This is a genomic window from Psychrobacter nivimaris (genome assembly GCF_009812035.1).
Classification (GTDB): domain Bacteria; phylum Pseudomonadota; class Gammaproteobacteria; order Pseudomonadales; family Moraxellaceae; genus Psychrobacter; species Psychrobacter nivimaris.
Genome location: NZ_VZIZ01000034.1, coordinates 45357 through 64631, shown reverse-complemented (window position 1 = coordinate 64631; position 19275 = coordinate 45357). Strand labels below are relative to the sequence as shown.

Here is a 19275-nt window from a genome sequence, read left to right as displayed (position 1 = left end):
ACTCCTATAATTGTGCTTAGTTTACCAAGTTTAGTTGTACGGTTTCTTCAGCATAGCTCAGTACTATGTGTTTTCTACGGTAACAGTAATACAATTTTAAAAACAATATTACTTTTACGCTGCTGACATATCTAATCTTGTTGGTTGCAGTTTGCCTTCTTTGCTGTCGACCGCTGCGCTCAGATTTACTAAGAAGATAGCGATGGCTGCGATAATACCTGGTATAGCGATAAATAAGAAGTTCATCTGATGGGTCAGCTCTAAGGTGAGAAGCGCACCAGTTAGGATTGGACCTACGATAGCACCAATACGTCCAATCCCTGACGCCCAACCCATAGCAGTCGTACGTACAGCGGTAGGATAATATTGAGCCACAAAAGTATAGAGCAGAATTTGTGAGCCGATGGTTGTAGCACCTGCAATCGCAATGAGCGTATATAGTACAATCTGAGGACTGTTGTAGCCAAGCAAAATTAATGCTATTGCCCCAGCGACAAACATAATAGTTAGTACAGGTTTTAAATGGAATTTATCAGCTAGGACACCACCGCCAATAGCCCCAATCATCCCACCAATATTAAGTGCAAATAGAAATAACATACTAGCACCTAATGAGTAACCGGCTTGAATCATTAGCTTTGGTAACCAGCTTGCTAAAGCGTAAACCATCAGCAAACACATAAAAAATGCTACCCAAAACATAATAGTAGTGAATCCACGTCTGTTCAGAAATAACGCTTTAATTGGTGCATCATCACCTTTGGTGGGTTCGTCTAGTACTAACGTAGTAGAGGGTGTAACTTTTTCTTGAGGAGCCAGTTTTTGAACGATATTTTTAGCTTCGTCTTCTCGCTTTTCTTTGACCAAATACATCAAGGATTCAGGTAGCATCTTCCAGATAATTGGCAATAGCAAAGTAGGGATGCCCGCAATATAAAACATAATTTCCCAGCCAAAATCTAGCACCAAAAAAGATCCTAATAATGCTGACGTCATACCACCAATTGCATAACCGCTGAACATAATAGCGACTAAAGTACTACGCATACGTTTCGGTGCGTATTCAGATGTTAGTGCCACGCAGATTGGCATCACGCCGCCAATACCTAGACCTGCAATGAAGCGCAAAGCCGCAAACTGCATAGGCCCGCTAGCGAAAGCACCAAAAAAAGTAAAGCTACTGAATAGAGCGACACAAATCATAATTGTTTTTTTACGACCGATTTTGTCAGATAAAGTGCCAAAAATCATGGCACCAAACATCATACCGAATAGTGCTGCGCTAGCAAGAAAACCTGCTTGTACCGAAGTCAATGACCACTCCTCCATAAGTAATGGCAGGGCCACGCCGTAAATAATGAGGTCGTAGCCGTCAAAGATAATAATCAGTAAGCACCAAAACAGGACTTTCCAATGAAAAGGTGAAAATTTGGCTTCATCAATAACTTTATTGATGTTTAAGGTTTGAGATTCCATTCATATTCTCCGTTGATGATATCCTTATACGTGCTTTACAAGTTAGGGTTTTACAGGTGCTAAGTCAAAAACTATCTAGGTATCAATCGATACTTAAAAGGTATATTTTTCTATATAACATTCTATTGAAACAATGTTGACTTTTATCTTTATTAGAGTATTCGGTACTCTTATAAAGTATTAGATACGAAGAATGATGCTTGCAGTGAGTGTGTGTAAGACAACTAACGCCAAGAAGTTTCATTAATTTCTATTATGAAAATACTGAATACGCAGAAAATCATCCATATACTAAAAAAATATATAGATGATTAAAAATATAAGATAAATAGATAAAATTAGCCTAATTAATCAACGCTAATGAATGTGTTTTTTAAAAGCATTTATTGGCGTTATTGCAGGTAATATTTAATATACTCATTAAGTGCTTCAGGTTGTTCAATATTTGAGATATGCGAGGCATTGATAGTGGCGAGCTTAGCACTAGGAATATGATCGACTATATATTGACCATCGGCAACCGTTGTCACTGGATCCTCGATACCTGCAACTACTGTGACTGGTACACGAATATTTTGTAACTGCTCGCGAGTATCAGCGACAGATAGTGCATCGCAGCAGCTGGCATAACCCTCGCTACTGCCAGCTGCGAGAGCGTCAGATAGTGCTTTAACTACATCAGGATGATTATCGATAAAACTTGCTGTGAACCAACGCGGAGCGGCTGTAGCGGCAATAGGATCTAGACCTTGCTCACGTACCAAGTGCGCGCGATCTACCCATGCTGCCTCATTGCCAATCTTCGCGGCGGTATTGCATAGCATTAAATGATCAAAGCGCTCAGGATGATGAATAGCTAACCATTGACCAGTCATACCACCCATAGAAATGCCACAAAAAAATGCTTTATCTATGTTCAGATAATCAAGCAAATCAATGACGTCTTGTCCAAGCTGATCGAAACTATAAGGACCTCTTGGTGCAGAAGAATTACCATGGCCACGAGTGTCATAGCAGATGATAAAATAATCGTTTTGCAAAGCATCGATTTGTGGCTGCCACATATGATAGCTGGTACCTAAAGAGTTAGAGAATATCAGAGCAGGGTTACTGCTATCACCAAAAGTGGCATAGTTTAGCGTTATATCTTTATTGTCAAATTCAGGCATGATGAACGTCCTTGTTTGTGATTGTCATGTGAGTAAGGTATTGGTTTTTGCCTATCAATGAGTGCATCTATTTTTTGAGCTATCTATATATTCTCAACACGCTTAACTCTCAACACGCTCAATAATCATCGCGATACCTTGTCCAACTCCGATACACATTGAGCAGATAGCATAACGCTTACCTGTTTTTTCCAGTTGATTAAGGGCGGTTAAGATCAAACGTGCACCTGAGGCGCCGAGTGGATGACCAAGGGCAATCGCACCGCCGTTAGGATTGACGCGCTCGCTATCATCAGCTAACCCTAAGTCACGTGTGCAAGCTAGAGCTTGTGCAGCAAAGGCTTCGTTTAATTCAATGACATCCATCTCATCGAGAGACAGGCCGGTTTGCTTAAGCAGCTTTTTCATTGCGGGTGCTGGGGCGAAACCCATAATACGTGGCTCAACGCCTACCGTAGTTGAGGCCACAATACGTGCCCGTGGCTTTAGATTAAATTCTCTAACCGCTTGCTCTGACGCTACTAGGAAGGCTGCTGCACCATCATTAATTCCAGAGGCATTACCAGCAGTCACCGTACCATCTGCGGTGACGATAGGACGCAGTTTAGTCAACTTCTCAAGGGTGGTGTCAGCACGAGGATGCTCATCAGTATCGACGGTGACAGGCTCGCCTTTACGCTGCGGAATGACGACAGGGGTCATCTCATCTTTAAAGAATCCTGACGCTTGCGCCGCTGCGGTACGTTGTTGGCTACGTAGCGCAAATGCATCTTGGTCAGCTCGATTGACATTGAATTGCTCTGCGACATTTTCAGCGGTTTGCGGCATAGTCTCTGTGCCATATAGCTCATCAAGCTTTGGATTGATAAAGCGCCAGCCCATAGTAGTATCTTCCAGCTTTTGACTACGACCAAATGCCTGACCTGATTTGCCCATCACAAATGGCGCACGGCTCATGCTCTCAACACCACCTGCGATAATTAAATTGGCTTCACCAGCTTTAATCGCACGCGCCGCTATCGCTAACGCATCCATCGACGAGCCGCACAAGCGGTTAACAGTTGTCGCAGGCACTTGATAAGGTAGGCCGGCTAGCAATGACGACATACGTCCGACGTTGCGATTGTCTTCGCCGCTTTGGTTGGCACAGCCATAGATGACGTCATCTACTTGTACCCAGTCGACATTAGCATTACGTTCTATTAACGCATTGATAGGGATAGCGCCTAGGTCGTCTGCACGTACGGGTGCTAGACCGCCGCCGTAGCGTCCAAAAGGGGTGCGAATGGCGTCAATGATATAAGCGTTTGTTAAGTTATCCATTGTAGATATTATCCTTTTTATTATTTTACTGTAGTAGCGTCAGTCAGTGTGGCACCCGTCAAGGCCTGTAAGTCTTCGAAGCTAATGCCATCGACCATTTCGGTGACTACTAAGCCTTTATCGGTGACATTAATGACACATAAATCAGTATAAATGCGATCAACGCAGTTTTTGCCAGTCACAGGATAAGTAAGCTCGCTGACGATTTTAGGGTCGCCCGTCTTGGTGGTATGATTGGTCATGACAAAGACTTTTTTGGCACCGACGGCTAAGTCCATTGCGCCGCCAACGGCAGGTATTGCATCCTCTGCACCGGTACTCCAGTTGGCTAAGTCGCCATTGGCTGCCACTTGAAACGCGCCCAATACGCAAATGTCGATATGACCACCACGCATCATCGCAAAAGAGTCGCCATGATGGAAGAAGCTACCGCCATCGAGCATGGTGACGTATTCTTTGCCGGCATTAATCAGCTCGGGATCCTCTTCACCTTTAGCAGGTGGTGGCCCAAAAGCTAGTAAGCCATTTTCTGAATGTAAAAATACATCTTTATCATCCGGTAGGTATTGGGCAATTTTGGTCGGTAGTCCGATGCCTAAATTGACATAAGCACCATCTGGAATATCTTGTGCAGCGCGCTCGGCAATTTGATCGCGGGTCAAAACGGTGTAGGAAGTATGGCTCATGATGACGATCCTTATAATTGGCAGTATTAAGCGGTGGCTGTCGTTGCTGTGCTAGCATATTCATCACTAGCAGGTTCAGTACTAGTAGGCTGGATTTGCACCACATGCTGCACAAAGATACCCGGTGTAATAACATACTCAGGATCAAGTTCACCAAGATCCACCGTTTCAGAGACTTGGGCGATAGTTACTTCAGCTGCCATTGCCATGATTGGACCAAAGTTGCGTGCAGACTTGCGGTACACCAAGTTGCCCCAGCGATCGCCTTTATTGGCTTTAATTAAGGCAAAATCAGCCTTTATCGGATATTCAAGAACATAGTCTTTACCATCGATATGACGAGTCTCTTTACCTTCTGCGAGTAAAGTGCCAAAGCCTGTTGGCGTATATACTGCGCCGAGTCCCATACCTGCTGCTTGAATACGACAAGCCAAATTACCTTGTGGTACTAGCTCCAGTTCAATCTTGCCAGCATGATAAAGCTCATCAAATACCCAAGAGTCTGATTGACGGGGAAAAGAGCAAATTATCTTACGTACAGCACCTGTTTGTAAGAGTTTGGCAAGGCCATGGTCGCCGTTACCGGCATTATTATTAATGATGACCAAATCTTTTACGCCCAAATTAATAAGCCCGTCAATGAGTTCAGCGGGTTGACCTGCCGTGCCAAAGCCACCAATCATAATGGTGGCGCCATCTTTGATTTGACTAAGTACGTCAGTGATACCTTTATCAGCTTTGTTAATCATGTTTATATCCTATAAAAAGTCATATGAGGTAGTGTCTTTAAAATTAATAAGTGGTACATGGGTTAGACTCATTGCTCTGACACTACTTAAATTTTTTGTAAGAGACTTGCTTTTAATTGGCTTCATTATTAGAGGTCGTTAATGAGATAGATGATGTTGGTAGTAGGCGTTTTTTGGTCAGAATATAGTGAGCAATCATGCCAATAAGAATGCCCCAAAACACAGAGCTTAATCCCAAAAAGCTCATACCCGATGCTGTCGCCAAAAAGGTAATTAACGCTGCATCTCTTTGCTCATCATTTTTCATAGCAATGGTGATATTGGCAGAAATGGCACCGATTAACGCAAGGCCGGCCAGTGCCGCGACAAGCTCTTTTGGAAGCAAGCTAAATACCATCACGATACTGCCAGCAAATAAACCGCCAAATAAATAGAAGATGCCATTAGCGACACCTGCGATATAGCGCTTTTCCTTAAGTTCATGCGCATCTTTGCCAGTACAAAGCGCGGCTGTGATAGCGGCAAGTACGATAGTGATACCACCAACACATGCAACTGCTAAAGAGGCGAGGCTTGTAACACTCACAATAGGCTTGGCTGGCGTGTCATAGCCACTTAGATTTAAAATAGCCATGCCGGGTAAGAATTGACCAGTTAAGCTCACAAGGATGAGTGGTATAGCGAGGTTAAACGTTGAGTTCCACGACCATTCAGGTGCAATAAAATTAGGTATGGTAACGGCTAAATCGAAATGGACAGGGTTCATTTTGCCAAGTAAGACGCTTAAGATAACACCGCATATCAACACCCAGATCATCGTATAGCGCGGCGAAAAGCGTTTGGCTAATAAATAGCAACCGAGCATGCTAAAGACGATAAATGGCATGCTATCAGTGGCTTTAAATAATTCTAAGCCGAACTGAAATAGGATGCCTGCCATCATGCCAGCGGCAATACCGTTAGGAATCCATTTTAATATTTTGTCGAAGTAACCTGTCGCTCCAATAATAAATATGACAATCGCTGAGATGATATAACCGGCAACAGCTTCATTAATACTCATCTGTGGAAATAGGGTAACCAGTAAAGCGGTACCAGGTGCGGACCATGCTGTAATAACCGGTGTTTTATATTTAATAGATAAATAAATACCAGGAATGGCAGCACCAATGGAGACACCCCAAATCCAAGACGCCATCATGGCATCCGATACTTGTGCGGCTTGTGCGGCCTGAAAAAAAATAATCAAAGGACCTGCATAGGAAATAAGAACCGCTAAGAACCCTGCAACCGATGCAGAGAGCGACCAGTCGTTTTTTAAGGTTTGGATTACAGAGGCCATATTGCTTCCTTGCAAATTAGCATTCGTTACGGGGTTGCAAATTAAGATGCATGCTACTGATTGACAGATTTATTATTAGCCTTCGTCGCCACCGCCTACAGGAATGGTACTACCAGTAATATAAGAAGACTCATCGGATGCTAAAAACAAGATGGCATTGACTTGCTCATCTATCGTGCCGTAGCGTTTCATAAAGGTGCGATCAATGGTCTGATCAACCACCGCATTCATCCATGATTTTTCATCATCAGTTAATGGTTTGGCGTTACGTGGAATCTTTCTGGGCGGCGCTTCAGTACCGCCAGTTGCCACGGCATTCACACGGATGCCATCGTTTGCATACTCAAAAGCGAGCGATGCGGTCATGGCGTTCACGCCGCCTTTCGCTGTCGAGTAGGGTATGCGGTTGATACCACGAGTAGCGATAGAGGACACATTAACAATAATGCCTGACTGCTGTTTGACCATGGTTGGTAATACCGCATGACAACACCATAATGTTGGAAATAATGAGCGACTGATTTCCTTTTGGATTTCTGCTTCAGAGAAGCAGGTAAAAGGTTTCATCCATATTGCGCCGCCGACATTGTTGACTAATATATCGATACGCCCATAGCTATCAAGTGCCTTATCAATAGCCTCTTTAGCACCTTGACGGGTTTCAAGGTCAGCTTGAATGGTAACGGCTTGTCCACCATTAGCAATGATTTCAGCCAGCACCTCTTCTACTAATGGAGAAAAGTCTGCCATGACGATTTTTCCGCCCTCACTTGCTAAGCGTAATGCGACTCCGCGCCCGATGCCTTGGGCGGCACCAGTAACGATACATACTTTATTATCAAATCTTTTACTCATGACAGTCTCCTAAAAATCTTGCTCATGCTTTGCTAGTAGAGTAATACGGCTAAGCTATGTTATTGTTCACTGGGCGTGAATTTTTCATAGTAAAAATTGCACGGTTTTAGATTACTGCTGTCTAACCAATTACTCACCGCATCCACCATCCCTAACGGACCACACAAGTACACATCGACGTCACCATCGTTCAGCCACTCATTATCAACATGACCGGTAACATAACCTTTACGCTCATGACTACTATCTTCTGTGGCGACACAGGTGCGGTAGTCAAACCAAGGGTGGTTTTGTTTTACTTCTTCTAGTTTCTCGACTTCTATCAGATCAAAATCGTTGGTGACGCCGTAGACCATCCTGACAGGATGATGAGCACCAGACACTTCTAAACTTTTTAGCATCGATAAAAAAGGCGCGATACCGGTACCGCCTGCTAGAAATAGGGTCGGGCGGATTAGAGGGCGCAGGTAAAAGCTACCAAATGGACCCTCAAAATTAATCTCTTGGCCTATAGTTGCAGTATCAGATAAAAAGGTGCTCATTTTGCCGTTAGGAATATTGCGGACGACAAATTCGGCCTGATTGGCACTAGGTATAGAGCTAAATGAATAGGAGCGTGTCTCGTTAGAATCAGGAATACTGACATTGACATACTGGCCTGGCAAAAATACTAGCGCATCTGGATTATCGACTTCGACGCCAAAGTGAATGGTAGACTCAGACAGTACATTCAGCTGCTGTAGTTTGCCTTTGAATACAGACTTGCCAACTTTGCAAGCTTCAGAGGAGGTTGGTACTTTGATCACGCAGTCGCTTTCAGGAATCATCTGACAGGTGAGTACATAACCTTCTTCAGCTTCAGCTTCTGTGAGTGCATCTTCGATATACATATCAGGGTGCATGTCATAGCTGCCAGATTCACAATGGCAACGGCAAGTACCGCAAGCACCATCTAGGCAGTCCACAGGGATATTAAATTTTTGACGATACGCTGCTTCGGCAACTGTTTCGTCGGCTTCACATTTGATGAAGCCCGTGACGCCGTCTTCGAACTGTAGAGCAATATTATATTCCATGAGAAATATCCCTTTTCAACACGTATTAATTAAAAGCTAGTGATTAAGTAATGAGTGAATAATGATTAGACGTGATAGACATCCATGATTTGATGCACATAGTCGTCTTTTAAGACCACATACTTATCCAAAATTTTTGGTTGGTCTTGAGTCATGTCTATTTTGTACTGAGAGTAACCCCAATAGGTATTGGTCTCGTGATAGCGAAAGGACTTGTTGATCCAGTTGAAACGTACCGTCACAATACCGTCATTGTTTTCGAGTAATTCAATATTCGATAAATTGTGCGTGGTACGCGTATCAGGAATGGTCGCTGATGAGCGCTCAGTCTCAATACGGAAGATGCGATCTTCAAGACCACGGCGGTCCGGATAATAAATCAGCGAAATTTCTCGTTGTGGGTCGCTGATGAGCTGACCATCGTCATCCCAACTTGGCATCCAAAAGGGGCAGTCTTCATCATAATAGGTGAGCCATTCTTCCCATTTTTTTTCATCAAGGAGTCGTGCTTCACGGTATAAAAACTGTCGAATGTCTTCAATGTTAACAGTTGTGTTTTTCATGATTGATATCCTTATATTTTGTCAGTTCCATAATAACTGGCAGGTCAACGGTATAAATATATCGATAGCTATTAGCATCCGCCATGTAGCTGCTGCTCTTGTGCTAAAGCTTTTTTCATCTCTTCATGCCAGTAGTGATGCTGAACGGTATAGAGACCTTCATCTTCAGTTTTCATGCCACTCATTAAAGGTTTGAGGTCGATAGCCGCTGCCCCTTCATCTGCCCCTTGTATCCAGTGTTCAGAACCTCGGCACATATCATTCCATTCCATTTTGATGCCGTTATAGCCTTCTTGGCATGAGCGGAACTCTTCTAGATCATCAGGTGTGGCCATGCCAGTGACGTTGAAAAAGTCTTCGTACTGACGGATACGGCGCGCACGTGCCTCATCGCTTTCGCCTTTGGGTGCAATACACCAAATACTGACTTCGGTTTTATCAACCGCAATAGGGCGCAGCATACGAATCTGCGAGCCGAACTGATCCATGATGTAGACGTTTGGATATAAGCATAAATTACGTGAGCGTCCGATCATCCAGTCTGCCATGGCTTCACCGTAATTTGCGATATATTCGTCGCGATAGGCATAGTTTGGACGATCTTGTGGATTTTCCCACTGGGTCCAGAGCATCATATGACCGTTTTCAAAAGAGTAAAAACCACCGCCTTGACGACCCCATTTACCCGCGTTCATGGCTTTGATATTGTCTTCTTTAGCCGCTTCTTCTTTACGACGTGCGGTAGTGGCAGCGTAGTTCCAATGGACGGCTGAAACGTGATAGCCATCAGCGCCGTTTTCGGCTTGTAGTTTCCAGTTGCCATCAAAAGTATAGGTTGATGTGCCGCGTAGAACTTCTAGACCTTCTGGCGACTGATTGACAATCATGTCAAGGATTTTGGTTGAGCCACCAAGCCAGTCTTCGATTGGCTGAACATCATCATTTAGGCTGGCAAATATAAAGCCTTTATAATTGGCCAGTTTTACTTGCTTTAAGTCATGTGAACCTTCTTTATTGAAACATTCTGGGTAGCCGGCGTGTCTTGGGTCTTTAACTTTAAGCAGCTTACCTGAGTTATTAAAAGTCCAACCGTGGAATGGACAGGTGTAAGTGGCTTTACTGCCTTTTTTATGGCGGCATAATTGCGCACCGCGGTGGGAGCAAGAGTTAATCATACAATGCAGCTCACCCTCTTTATTGCGAGCTAGAATCACCGGCTGGCGGCCTATGTATGAGGTGTAGTAGTCATTGTTATTAGGCACTTGATTCTCATGCGCCAAATAGACCCAGTTATTCTCAAAGATGTATTTCATTTCAAGCTCAAATAGCTCTTCGTTAGTGAAGGCGCTACGATGCAGACGATAAATCCCTTTTTCACTGTTCTCTTCTAAAAAATCATCAATAGTGATGTCTGATCCTTCAGGTACTAAATTGATACGCTCGCTCATGGCTGCCTTCCTTGTATAATGACGGTATAAAATGAGATTAGAATTTTACGTTTGATACGGCAACTGAGGGCATATCAAACGTAAGTCGCTAGTAGTGATCAATTAATTAATGCTATTTAATATGAGTGCTCATTAACCTTGAGCACGGCGGCGTTCTACTTCGCTGCCTTGTACAGCTTGGTCAATGTCTTTTACTAAATGAAAGTCAAAGTCGATACTTGCGTAAGGCTTATCCAGCGCTTTTTCTTTTAGCTTGTCCGCATCTTCGACCATCGTTACCTCTGGTACCAAACCTTCGCGGCTTGCAAAAGCAAAGTCATCCCATAGGTACTCATCGCCATCGATGTTAATCTGCGTGGTCAGTTTGCGATGACCGTCAGCACTGGCGAAGAAATGAATGTGAGCTGGGCGATGACCATGACGTCCTAGCGCGCCCAATACTTTTTGCGTCATTCCTTCTGGTGGTACCGAGTAACCTAGCGGAACGATGCTGCGGAATGCATAATTGCCGTTCTCATCTGTAATGATGCTACGACGCAAGTTGAAGTGAGACTGTGATTCATCAAAGAAAGAGTAGTTACCTAAGCTGTTGGCATGCCATACTTCTACCTTTGCGTTTGGAAGAGGTTTTCCATTTTCACCATAAACAGTGCCTTGCATAAATAGCACCGTGCCATTATCAATATCTGTACCGTCATCAAGACGTGCAAACCCTTTTTCTTCTGGTGCGCCAGCGACATAGAGAGGGCCTTCAATAGTACGTACAGTCCCGCCATCCAATCCTGCTTCTTTTAAATCTTCTTCAATCATTAAATCCATGAAGTGATCAAAACCAAGACCTGGTGATAACAAACCGGCTTCTTTGCCTAAATCACCAATGAACTCAACCCCAGACCAATACTCATCGGCGGTTATTTTTAAGTCATTAATAGTTTGCATAAGGTCGGTCACAATACGTAATACAATCTCTTGTACACGTGGATTTACTTGTTCAGGGAAGTCGATTTTGCCTTTGATGAACTGAGTGGCTAATGCTTCAATTTGGCTGCGTTCCATGTCTCTCTCCTTGTTGAGGACTGTTTTATTAAGGGGTAACTACAGTGAGTATTCTTACCCACCTTTTATAGATTCTGATTACAGATTTAATGCCTTGATTTAACTGTCATCACTACGAACAGATGATGGGTGACGCAATAACGGTGTCACTTCAACCTTCATGTACGGATAAAGTGGTAATGACATCATAATATCGTGTAGCTCTTCATTACTCTCAACATCAAAGATACTGAAGTTAGAATACTGACCTGCTATACGCCAAATATGACGCCATTTACCTTGCTCTTGCAGCTTCTGTGACAGTGCTTTCTCAGTTGCCTTAAGCTCGTTGACTTTATCGGTATCCATATCTGTTGGGATTAAGACATCCATTCTGACGTGGTATAACATAATTATTTCCTTATACGTGATGAAAGATAATTTGGCTGACTTTTACAGCGTTTCAGTTTGAGCGTTGGTAGAGAATTATGGATTTGATGGTTTAGGTAACGTAGGGACTGCTTGTCTGGCATAGTGATATACTTTGTCGCTATCTACCTCGATACCTAGGCCAGCACCAGTTGGAATAGTCAAACCAAAATTTTGATAATCAAGCGGTTGAACTAAAACATTCTCTGTTAATAGCAACGGGCCAAACAGCTCCGTGTCAAAGTTCAAGCTAGGATAAGTAGAAAACACATGCGCTGATGCAGCAGTACCAATGGGTCCTTCTAGCATCGTCCCGCCATAAAGCTCGATACCTGCTAGATGTGCCATTTGTCCGATAAGGCAGGCAGCTTTTAATCCACCAGCTTGATTGATTTTTACAGCAAAGACATCAGCACAATGATCCGCTGCCAATTGGAACGCATTATGTGGATCTTGCACGACTTCGTCAGCCATAATAGCCACGTCAAAGTGCTCAGTTAAACGCTTCAGCGCTGATTTATTACGCATTGATACTGGTTGCTCGATTAAATCAACACTGCCATTCTGTAATAAATTTATACCTTTCATAGCTTCAAGCTCTGTCCATGCTTGATTGACATCAACGGTGATGCGGCAATCAGGTAAAGCTTGTTTAATAGCTAACACATGGGCGACATCATCAAGGATAGGGTTGCTGCCTATTTTTAATTTAAAAATCCGATGCTTTCTCTGTTCAATCATCTGATGAGCTTCAGCGATATCGGTATCAGTATTTCCGCTAGCAAGCGTCCATGCCACTTCGATACGATCACGGACGCGACCACCGATGAGCTCGCTGATAGGTAGATTGAGTCTTTTGCCTTCGATGTCGAGTAGAGCAGTTTCAATCGCGCATTTTGCAAAACGATTGCCGCTGATGTGGGTATTCAATAGCTGCATTGCTTTTGCTGTGCTTGTAGGCTTTTCTTTCATCAAGAGAGGGGTAAAGTAAGTATCGATATTAGTTTTGATACTATGAGGACTTTCTTCAGCATAACTTAAGCCGCCAATCGTCGTTGCTTCGCCCCAACCTTCGTAGCCATCTTCGGTTTGGATATGCACCAGAACCAATACTTGTTCATTCATCACGGTACAAGCCAGTTTATGCGCTCGAATAGTAGGTATTGGTACTAGTAAAGTATTAATTGAACGAATCATATCTGTCCTTAGTATAAAATTTTGGCTTCCTTATGCTTAATAAGAACTATAGGTGTTAAATATCGACATGTCTAAGACCTATTTAGTCTTTTTTTAATACTTTTTAGGTATTTTGTCGAAAGGTAGGTGGTATGTTATGTTCTTTAGGTATGGATGTTTTGTATATGAAGTAGGTGATGGATAAAAGGGAAGAAATTAGAACGACTTAGGATAGAAACAATAGGAAGTCAATCAAGGAAGAATAATGGAACTCAGGCATTTACGCTATTTCATAGCTGTGGCAGAAGAAAAAAGCTTCAATAAAGCAGCTGCTCGTTTATACATCTCGCAGCCACCACTTAGCCGGCAGATAAAACAATTGGAAGAAGAGATTGGCGTTACGCTCATCGATAGGGAGAACCGTCCCTTGAAACTCACTGAGGCTGGCGAGTTTTTTTATGATCATGCGATACAAATTTTAAAAAAATCAGACGACCTGCGTACTATGACTATTCGTAAGGGGAATTTTGATAATTCACTCTCAATAGGTTTTGTATCATCTATATTGTATGGCATATTGCCGAGAGTAATATCCCGTTTCAGAGAAGTTCATCCGAATATCGAGGTTAAATTGTATGAGCTAAACTCTTGGCAACAAACGCAAGCATTGACAGAAGGGAAGATAGATGTAAGTTTTGGCAGGTTGTTATTTGAAGATGCTTCCATTAGGCGAATGGTACTTAGAGAGGAAGATTTAGTAGTTGCTGTTCCTATCGAACACCCGTTATCAAAAGAAAAACGCGACAGTTTAAGCTTGATCGATTTAACAAATGAAAATCTCTTACTTTATCCAACAGCACCGAGGCCCAGTTTCATTGATTACGTATTAGAACTATTTGAAAATCGTAATTTGAAAGCGAATTATTTCATGGAAGTACGTGAATTGCATATTGCCCTAGGGTTAGTAGCAGCAGGAGAAGGGTTGACTATCGTACCGAAGACACTTGAGCATTTACGTCATCAAGAGATAACCTATATACCATTTGAAGAAGGGATATTGACTTCGCCAATCGTGATGAGTGTCAGGCATTTCGATAAGTCTGAATTACTGGAAACGTTATTAGATGTTACTTATCAAATTTATGATGAAGAAGGCTTCATATATAAGCGTGAAAAAATTTGATCAAGTATAAGTTTTAAGGGCTTTACTTATTTAAGGCAAAAGTAATAGGCATACTAACATCGTCAATTTTTCTATAAAAATCGCTAATAATGCTAAAGTAGCAATCAAAAGTTCACATTAACTAAGGTTGCTATGTCTAATATAGAGTCCAATACAGAAAAACCAATACTTAAACAGAGTATCGCACTGTCAGAGAATAGCAAATATACATTTGATGATATAAGCACAGCGAAGTCTGCTTTCTTAATACTACCAGTCGTTATACAAACTGCACTAGAGCAAGCTAAACGAGTCGTGCTAATTGCAAATAATCCTGCTGTCACCACGGCTCAGCTTGAGATGTTGTTACAGCCCGATGATGTCTTGGTGTTATTTAATCACTTTATTCACGCTGATTTCTTTGCCAGCCATCAGTTAGCTAGTTTACTGCCTAAGCTGCTGTTTTTTCGGCAGATTGGTGATAGTAAGCTGCATTTTGGCCTGCCGCCTAGAAGCAATCATATATCAGTGGTGGAGCAAATGGCAGAGACCGCCCCGCTAGGAATATTGACGAGCAACCAGCCTTATCAGTTTCCAACATTGGCTGATGACCCAAGCCCTAATGACGATCCTATCACTGCTCATCGCATCTTAGATATTCCTTCGAACATGCAAAAACTATTATCAAGCCCTACCTATCACAGTGTGCTATCAGAGCATCATAAAGTCGTTGCTGACTATCCATGCTTTACCGATATTCATTCGTCAGCACCTTCATCAGGTTTTCTATTGTATCGGCTGATGCTGGTAGCTCGAGCATACTTACAGCATATTCAAAACACGAAACTACCGTTAGAGATAGTAATGATTGGTTTCAATGACAATGATAAAACTGCTCACTTTTGGCACGGGCATAACTGGGATTTTGAACGTCAGGAAATGAGTCGACCACTTATAGGAGTGACTATTCATCGGTACTAGAATATTGATTAACTAAGTTATGTTTAGCTAAAAGTAGTTAAACATAAGGAGCGTCGGGACAATGAGCGCGCTTTATCTCGTTGTCACTAGGATTTCGTAGTATAGCTATCGGTAACGACTGTTCCTCTGTCCAATCAATTAGCCTCATGTCGGAAAATTGGGACAGCCATCCTGCCATGGGCCAACAGTGCCATTTTTGATAGAAGCGATTGGCATTGACAATGATACTGTCCAGATGATTGAGGGGTGGCCGGTAGACACTATGCTGCTGATGATAAGCGATATCGGCAGTAAGGTAAAAATCGATATCTAATCGACGTGCTGTAAAAGCAAAATCGGTATCCTCTGCGCCATAACCTGTATATTGGGTGTCAAAACCGCCAATTTTATCAAAAGTCTGTCGATTGAGAGCGAAGCATAGACTCCAGAATGCACCGTAATCATCAGTCTGTTTGATAGCTGTTTGCTCTGTTTCAGTAGGATATGAGTCAGCTTCATCAAAATTATAACGATAAGGGTTATAGACAGACAGCTCGTCTAAAATAGAGACAGGCAGATGGTTGATTTTTAATTGCGTACTTTCTTCTGGTGATAAAGGTCGCGTTAGATAGCGCGGTTGACCCATCAAAAGCGCATTAGGATATTGCAGAAGCTTCTTGTACATTTGCTCAATAAACGTATGCGCTACGATACAATCAACATCCAAAAAAATCAGCATATCGTGAGTTGCCTGCAGTGCCCCAAGATTACGATTATGTCCGATATCAAACTCTGTAATTGTAGTATCACTACCATCATTTACAGCTGATTTGACCGTAGTCGGTAATTTCACGATATTTAATGGAAATTCAGCTAACCGATTGGGATCTGCGTCATCGTTGACAATAATGACTTCGGCTGGCTTTACACTACTATTTTCTAGACTGCTGAGTAGGTTATAGAGATGACGATTACGACCATAGCAAGTCGTAATGACGGTCATCGGTACAGTATCAGAAGTCGTACTAGCGTTACTCGTTGGCTGAATGGTCATCGTTTATCTTTGCCTCGCTATCAAGTTGCCTGTTATTTTTAATAAGTCAGTCTTTAATTGTTGATTCGGGTGTTAAGTTGAGTCGAGGGAGTAACCAATTTTTAAACCAACGCTTAGTAGTAGGATAATCAGTGATGCTATGCATAAACGCTTGAGCAGCTATTGGCGTAACTGCGTTGATTTCCTCGCTGCTATTTTCCTCAATGTTGTTTTCTTCAATGTTATTTTTTTCAATGCTATCAACCGAGGTAGTAGGGTGTGGTTTGCTTCGACCATGAATTGTTTGGGCAATAGATTCATGTTGATTATCATTGACGCTCATTAAGGTTTTAAACTGATGCCAATTTAGCGCTTTGTTTTGAGCGACTAACGCTTCAGCCATGACGGCCTGTTCATTATGTGGCCTGTCATCAGGCACTACTATGAGCGGCGTATCGTAATGATACGCTTGCGCGACAGCATTTAGGCCACAGGCCATCATCAGATAATCGCTATGGCAAATAAATGGTGTGACATCATCTACCTCAGCTGAGATATCGACATAACATCGTTTTTCATCGTCTATAGGCCCGAGAGAGACAATTAATGTATCGGGTAGCAGTGAGCGCAACTCCGGTAGTTTTTCGTCAATCGCTTTGTGTCCACCATAGCCTTTGATAACGGTAATAATAGGTATTGTAGCTCCGGACTTGTCTGTTAATTGAGTTTCGATAGCTGGTAGGTTTGTAGATTTAAGATCAGAAGTTTCATTATCCATGCTCAACTTTGCCAAGATATCTATAAAGCTCTCATAAGTGTATAACTCAGCTTGTTGAGAGTAGATAAAGTCAAGATAGAGCGTCTTATCACAGACCCACTCAGATGTCTGGGTAGACTCTAATGCTTTAGGATAAGGTGCTAGTAAGGCAAGCGCACCAGCAAATGCACCCAAATGTGGCGCATCATCGCGAATACCAGGAAGCCTAACGTAAAGGTAAGGAATACTTGCCGCACGGCAGAGCATTGCCACCTCGACGCTGACATCGATAATCATCAGATCAATCTTACATTGAAAGATAGTGTCTAGTATTTGGTGACTGCGTTTTTGAATGTCGCCATTGCCTACGGGCGAGTAATGTAGGCTGGCTGGTTGCCAATATTCTCCCGCACGACCTGCTAGTATGTCATCTGGGCGTTCATCTTCCGCATTCAAACGTACGATTTGTTGTTCATCAATAGCGGTAAAACGATAGCTATTTATATCTAAGCTCGTAAATACCGTTAATTGCGCTCTTGCGTTATTAGGTAGCAATGCAGCCAGTTTGTCTGCCTGTCGGCAATGTCCTGAGCCATGATGATGAGCATAATATCCGATACGCATCATTACGATCCCTCAGAAAAGCTAACAAGAGTGGTATCAGTTTCAACTGGTGCTTGAATGGCCTGATTAAAAAATTGCAGGGAGTCTTTTGTTAAATCAGAGAGCTCATAGCTGTTGATATTGTTGATATAACTTACTGAATTGTCTTCTATTAACGCAGTTCTATTTTTTAACGCTGCTCGGTAAAGTTCCAGATAGCCGTCTACCATGGCTGACACTGAACAAAACTGTAAAGCACGGTCACGGCAGGCTTGGCGTGATATATTTTTAATCGTAGCAAAGCCATTGATAAAGGCGGCTTTGTCTTTTTTAGGTACGATGACTCCTGTCTCTGGAGTAATAATTTCTGCACTGGCTCCAGCATCGAAACCAATCACTGGTGTGCCACATGCCAAACTTTCAGCCAAGGTCAATCCATATGGCTCGTCCCAAGTACTGGTGAATAGCATGGCAGTTGCTTGGCATAAGTAATTGTTAATCTCGTCCTTGGTGACATGACCTACGTAACTGAATAGTTTGTCATCGCCACTCTTACTGTCTTTAAATAATAAAGGGGCTACTTTTTGATTAAAGTAGTCTTCGTTGCTTTTAGGTCCTGCTATGATAAGTTTCTTCCCAGCTTCCATACAGTACCGCATGGCTAAATGAGTGCCTTTTTCAGGGCAGATGCGTCCATACCACAAATACACCTCGTCATCGCTACCATTAGTATTGCCAAGCGATTCTGTATTGGCAGTAAAGGATTCGACATCGATGCCGTTATACACCACTTGTGAGGGAACAAACTCAGCGAATAACTGCTGTTGATGTTTACTAATCGCTGTAAACTGAGTGGTTGTACCAGAGCGTAGCGTCAAAAGTGCCAAACGTAACTGTGGAAAAATAGGCGTATGAAAAGTGGTAAAAAACCTTTCGCCAAATGCTTGGCCTGTCATCATCGGAATATGATGCAGACTGTGGTTATGTACGATATCAATCTCACCGCGCTCATCACGTTCGATAATATCTCGTAGGGCTATCTGATAGGTGAGATATTGGTACATCTCTTCACGGCCCATGGCGACCGTTTCATGCTCATTATCATAGACCATCTTGTTAAACTCATGACGAGTCAATAATGGCACCAGCGTTGCTTTCGTCTCGCTATCTTTATGAGCGTAAAGCAATACCTCATGACCTTGCGCCACTAGCTCATCACAAATCAATTGGGTAATCATTTCTAGACCACCCGCGTAAGGCTGGGCAATGGGATACAGTGAATGCGCAATAATGGCAATACGTAGCGGTGAATTCGAAGACCTAATCATGTTTTTAAGACCTTTATAGTTATAAGCATCATGGCTATAAGCGTTTTGGTTAGTAGAGTGGCGTATAGGGAACTTAGTATAGAAACAATAAAAGACAATAGAATG

The 19275-nt window shown here is 42.7% G+C and carries 18 protein-coding genes; 2 read left to right on the top strand and 16 right to left on the bottom strand.

The genetic code is table 11. The annotated features are described in order from the left end of the window. Window positions 1-114: 114 nt before the first annotated feature. The 13 genes from FQV37_RS11990 to FQV37_RS11930 all read right to left on the bottom strand — a co-directional run bounded on the left by FQV37_RS11990 (window position 115) and on the right by FQV37_RS11930 (window position 13348). Entirely contained in the window at window positions 115-1476 is a 1362-nt protein-coding gene (locus tag FQV37_RS11990) for an MFS transporter (RefSeq protein ID WP_160023269.1), read from the bottom strand. A gap of 392 nt (window positions 1477-1868) precedes the next feature. Then, window positions 1869-2645, bottom strand: coding sequence for a 3-oxoadipate enol-lactonase (gene pcaD, locus FQV37_RS11985; protein WP_101204508.1), 777 nt, complete (start codon window positions 2643-2645; stop codon window positions 1869-1871). A 102-nt stretch (window positions 2646-2747) separates the two neighbouring features. Further along, window positions 2748-3968: a 3-oxoadipyl-CoA thiolase gene (gene pcaF / locus FQV37_RS11980; RefSeq protein WP_160023267.1), complete on the bottom strand. Its 1221-nt coding sequence runs from the start codon at window positions 3966-3968 to the stop codon at window positions 2748-2750. A 20-nt stretch (window positions 3969-3988) separates the two neighbouring features. Continuing rightward, window positions 3989-4654 (bottom strand): 3-oxoacid CoA-transferase subunit B, encoded by a 666-nt coding sequence (locus tag FQV37_RS11975; RefSeq protein ID WP_101204510.1) that lies wholly within the window; start codon window positions 4652-4654, stop codon window positions 3989-3991. A 26-nt stretch (window positions 4655-4680) separates the two neighbouring features. Beyond that, entirely contained in the window at window positions 4681-5403 is a 723-nt protein-coding gene (locus tag FQV37_RS11970; protein ID WP_101204511.1) for a 3-oxoacid CoA-transferase subunit A, read from the bottom strand. A 112-nt stretch (window positions 5404-5515) separates the two neighbouring features. Then, on the bottom strand, window positions 5516-6745 hold the full coding sequence (gene benE / locus FQV37_RS11965; RefSeq protein WP_101204512.1) for a benzoate/H(+) symporter BenE: 1230 nt from the start codon (window positions 6743-6745) through the stop codon (window positions 5516-5518). Window positions 6746-6820: 75 nt separating this feature from the next. Next, window positions 6821-7600 carry a 1,6-dihydroxycyclohexa-2,4-diene-1-carboxylate dehydrogenase gene (locus FQV37_RS11960; protein WP_101204513.1) on the bottom strand — a complete coding sequence of 260 codons (780 nt, stop codon included), beginning with the start codon at window positions 7598-7600 and terminating at the stop codon, window positions 6821-6823. A gap of 59 nt (window positions 7601-7659) precedes the next feature. Further along, complete coding sequence (gene benC / locus FQV37_RS11955; protein ID WP_025643602.1) at window positions 7660-8676, bottom strand: benzoate 1,2-dioxygenase electron transfer component BenC; 1017 nt, start codon at window positions 8674-8676, stop codon at window positions 7660-7662. Window positions 8677-8741: 65 nt separating this feature from the next. Then, entirely contained in the window at window positions 8742-9239 is a 498-nt protein-coding gene (gene benB, locus FQV37_RS11950) for a benzoate 1,2-dioxygenase small subunit (RefSeq protein ID WP_025643600.1), read from the bottom strand. Between the two features lie 71 nt (window positions 9240-9310). Beyond that, window positions 9311-10687, bottom strand: coding sequence for a benzoate 1,2-dioxygenase large subunit (benA, locus tag FQV37_RS11945; RefSeq protein WP_160023265.1), 1377 nt, complete (start codon window positions 10685-10687; stop codon window positions 9311-9313). A gap of 132 nt (window positions 10688-10819) precedes the next feature. Continuing rightward, window positions 10820-11743 carry a catechol 1,2-dioxygenase gene (catA, locus tag FQV37_RS11940; RefSeq protein WP_025643597.1) on the bottom strand — a complete coding sequence of 308 codons (924 nt, stop codon included), beginning with the start codon at window positions 11741-11743 and terminating at the stop codon, window positions 10820-10822. 99 nt (window positions 11744-11842) lie between these two features. Further along, window positions 11843-12133, bottom strand: a complete 291-nt coding sequence (gene catC, locus FQV37_RS11935; RefSeq protein WP_101204514.1) for a muconolactone Delta-isomerase — start codon at window positions 12131-12133, stop codon at window positions 11843-11845. Between the two features lie 75 nt (window positions 12134-12208). Next, window positions 12209-13348, bottom strand: a complete 1140-nt coding sequence (locus FQV37_RS11930) for a muconate/chloromuconate family cycloisomerase (RefSeq protein ID WP_160023263.1) — start codon at window positions 13346-13348, stop codon at window positions 12209-12211. 244 nt (window positions 13349-13592) lie between these two features. Between FQV37_RS11930 and FQV37_RS11925 the strand changes: the two genes are divergently transcribed. Together FQV37_RS11925 and FQV37_RS11920 are read left to right on the top strand one after the other, a co-directional pair. Further along, window positions 13593-14510, top strand: a complete 918-nt coding sequence (locus FQV37_RS11925; protein WP_160023261.1) for a LysR family transcriptional regulator — start codon at window positions 13593-13595, stop codon at window positions 14508-14510. Window positions 14511-14642: 132 nt separating this feature from the next. Further along, on the top strand, window positions 14643-15470 hold the full coding sequence (locus FQV37_RS11920; protein WP_160023259.1) for a hypothetical protein: 828 nt from the start codon (window positions 14643-14645) through the stop codon (window positions 15468-15470). Between the two features lie 37 nt (window positions 15471-15507). Here FQV37_RS11920 and FQV37_RS11915 read toward each other — a convergent pair whose 3' ends face one another. From FQV37_RS11915 to FQV37_RS11905, 3 genes are read right to left on the bottom strand one after another with little or no spacing between them, the layout of a single operon-like run. Further along, the gene (locus FQV37_RS11915; RefSeq protein ID WP_160023257.1) at window positions 15508-16503 is read right to left on the bottom strand and encodes a glycosyltransferase family 2 protein; all 996 of its coding nucleotides are present in this window, start codon (window positions 16501-16503) and stop codon (window positions 15508-15510) included. 46 nt (window positions 16504-16549) lie between these two features. Further along, window positions 16550-17866, bottom strand: coding sequence for a hypothetical protein (locus FQV37_RS11910; protein WP_205962093.1), 1317 nt, complete (start codon window positions 17864-17866; stop codon window positions 16550-16552). After that, window positions 17866-19170 carry a glycosyltransferase gene (locus FQV37_RS11905; protein WP_160023253.1) on the bottom strand — a complete coding sequence of 435 codons (1305 nt, stop codon included), beginning with the start codon at window positions 19168-19170 and terminating at the stop codon, window positions 17866-17868. The genes FQV37_RS11910 and FQV37_RS11905 overlap by 1 nt, the downstream gene beginning before the upstream one ends. Window positions 19171-19275 lie beyond the last annotated feature (105 nt).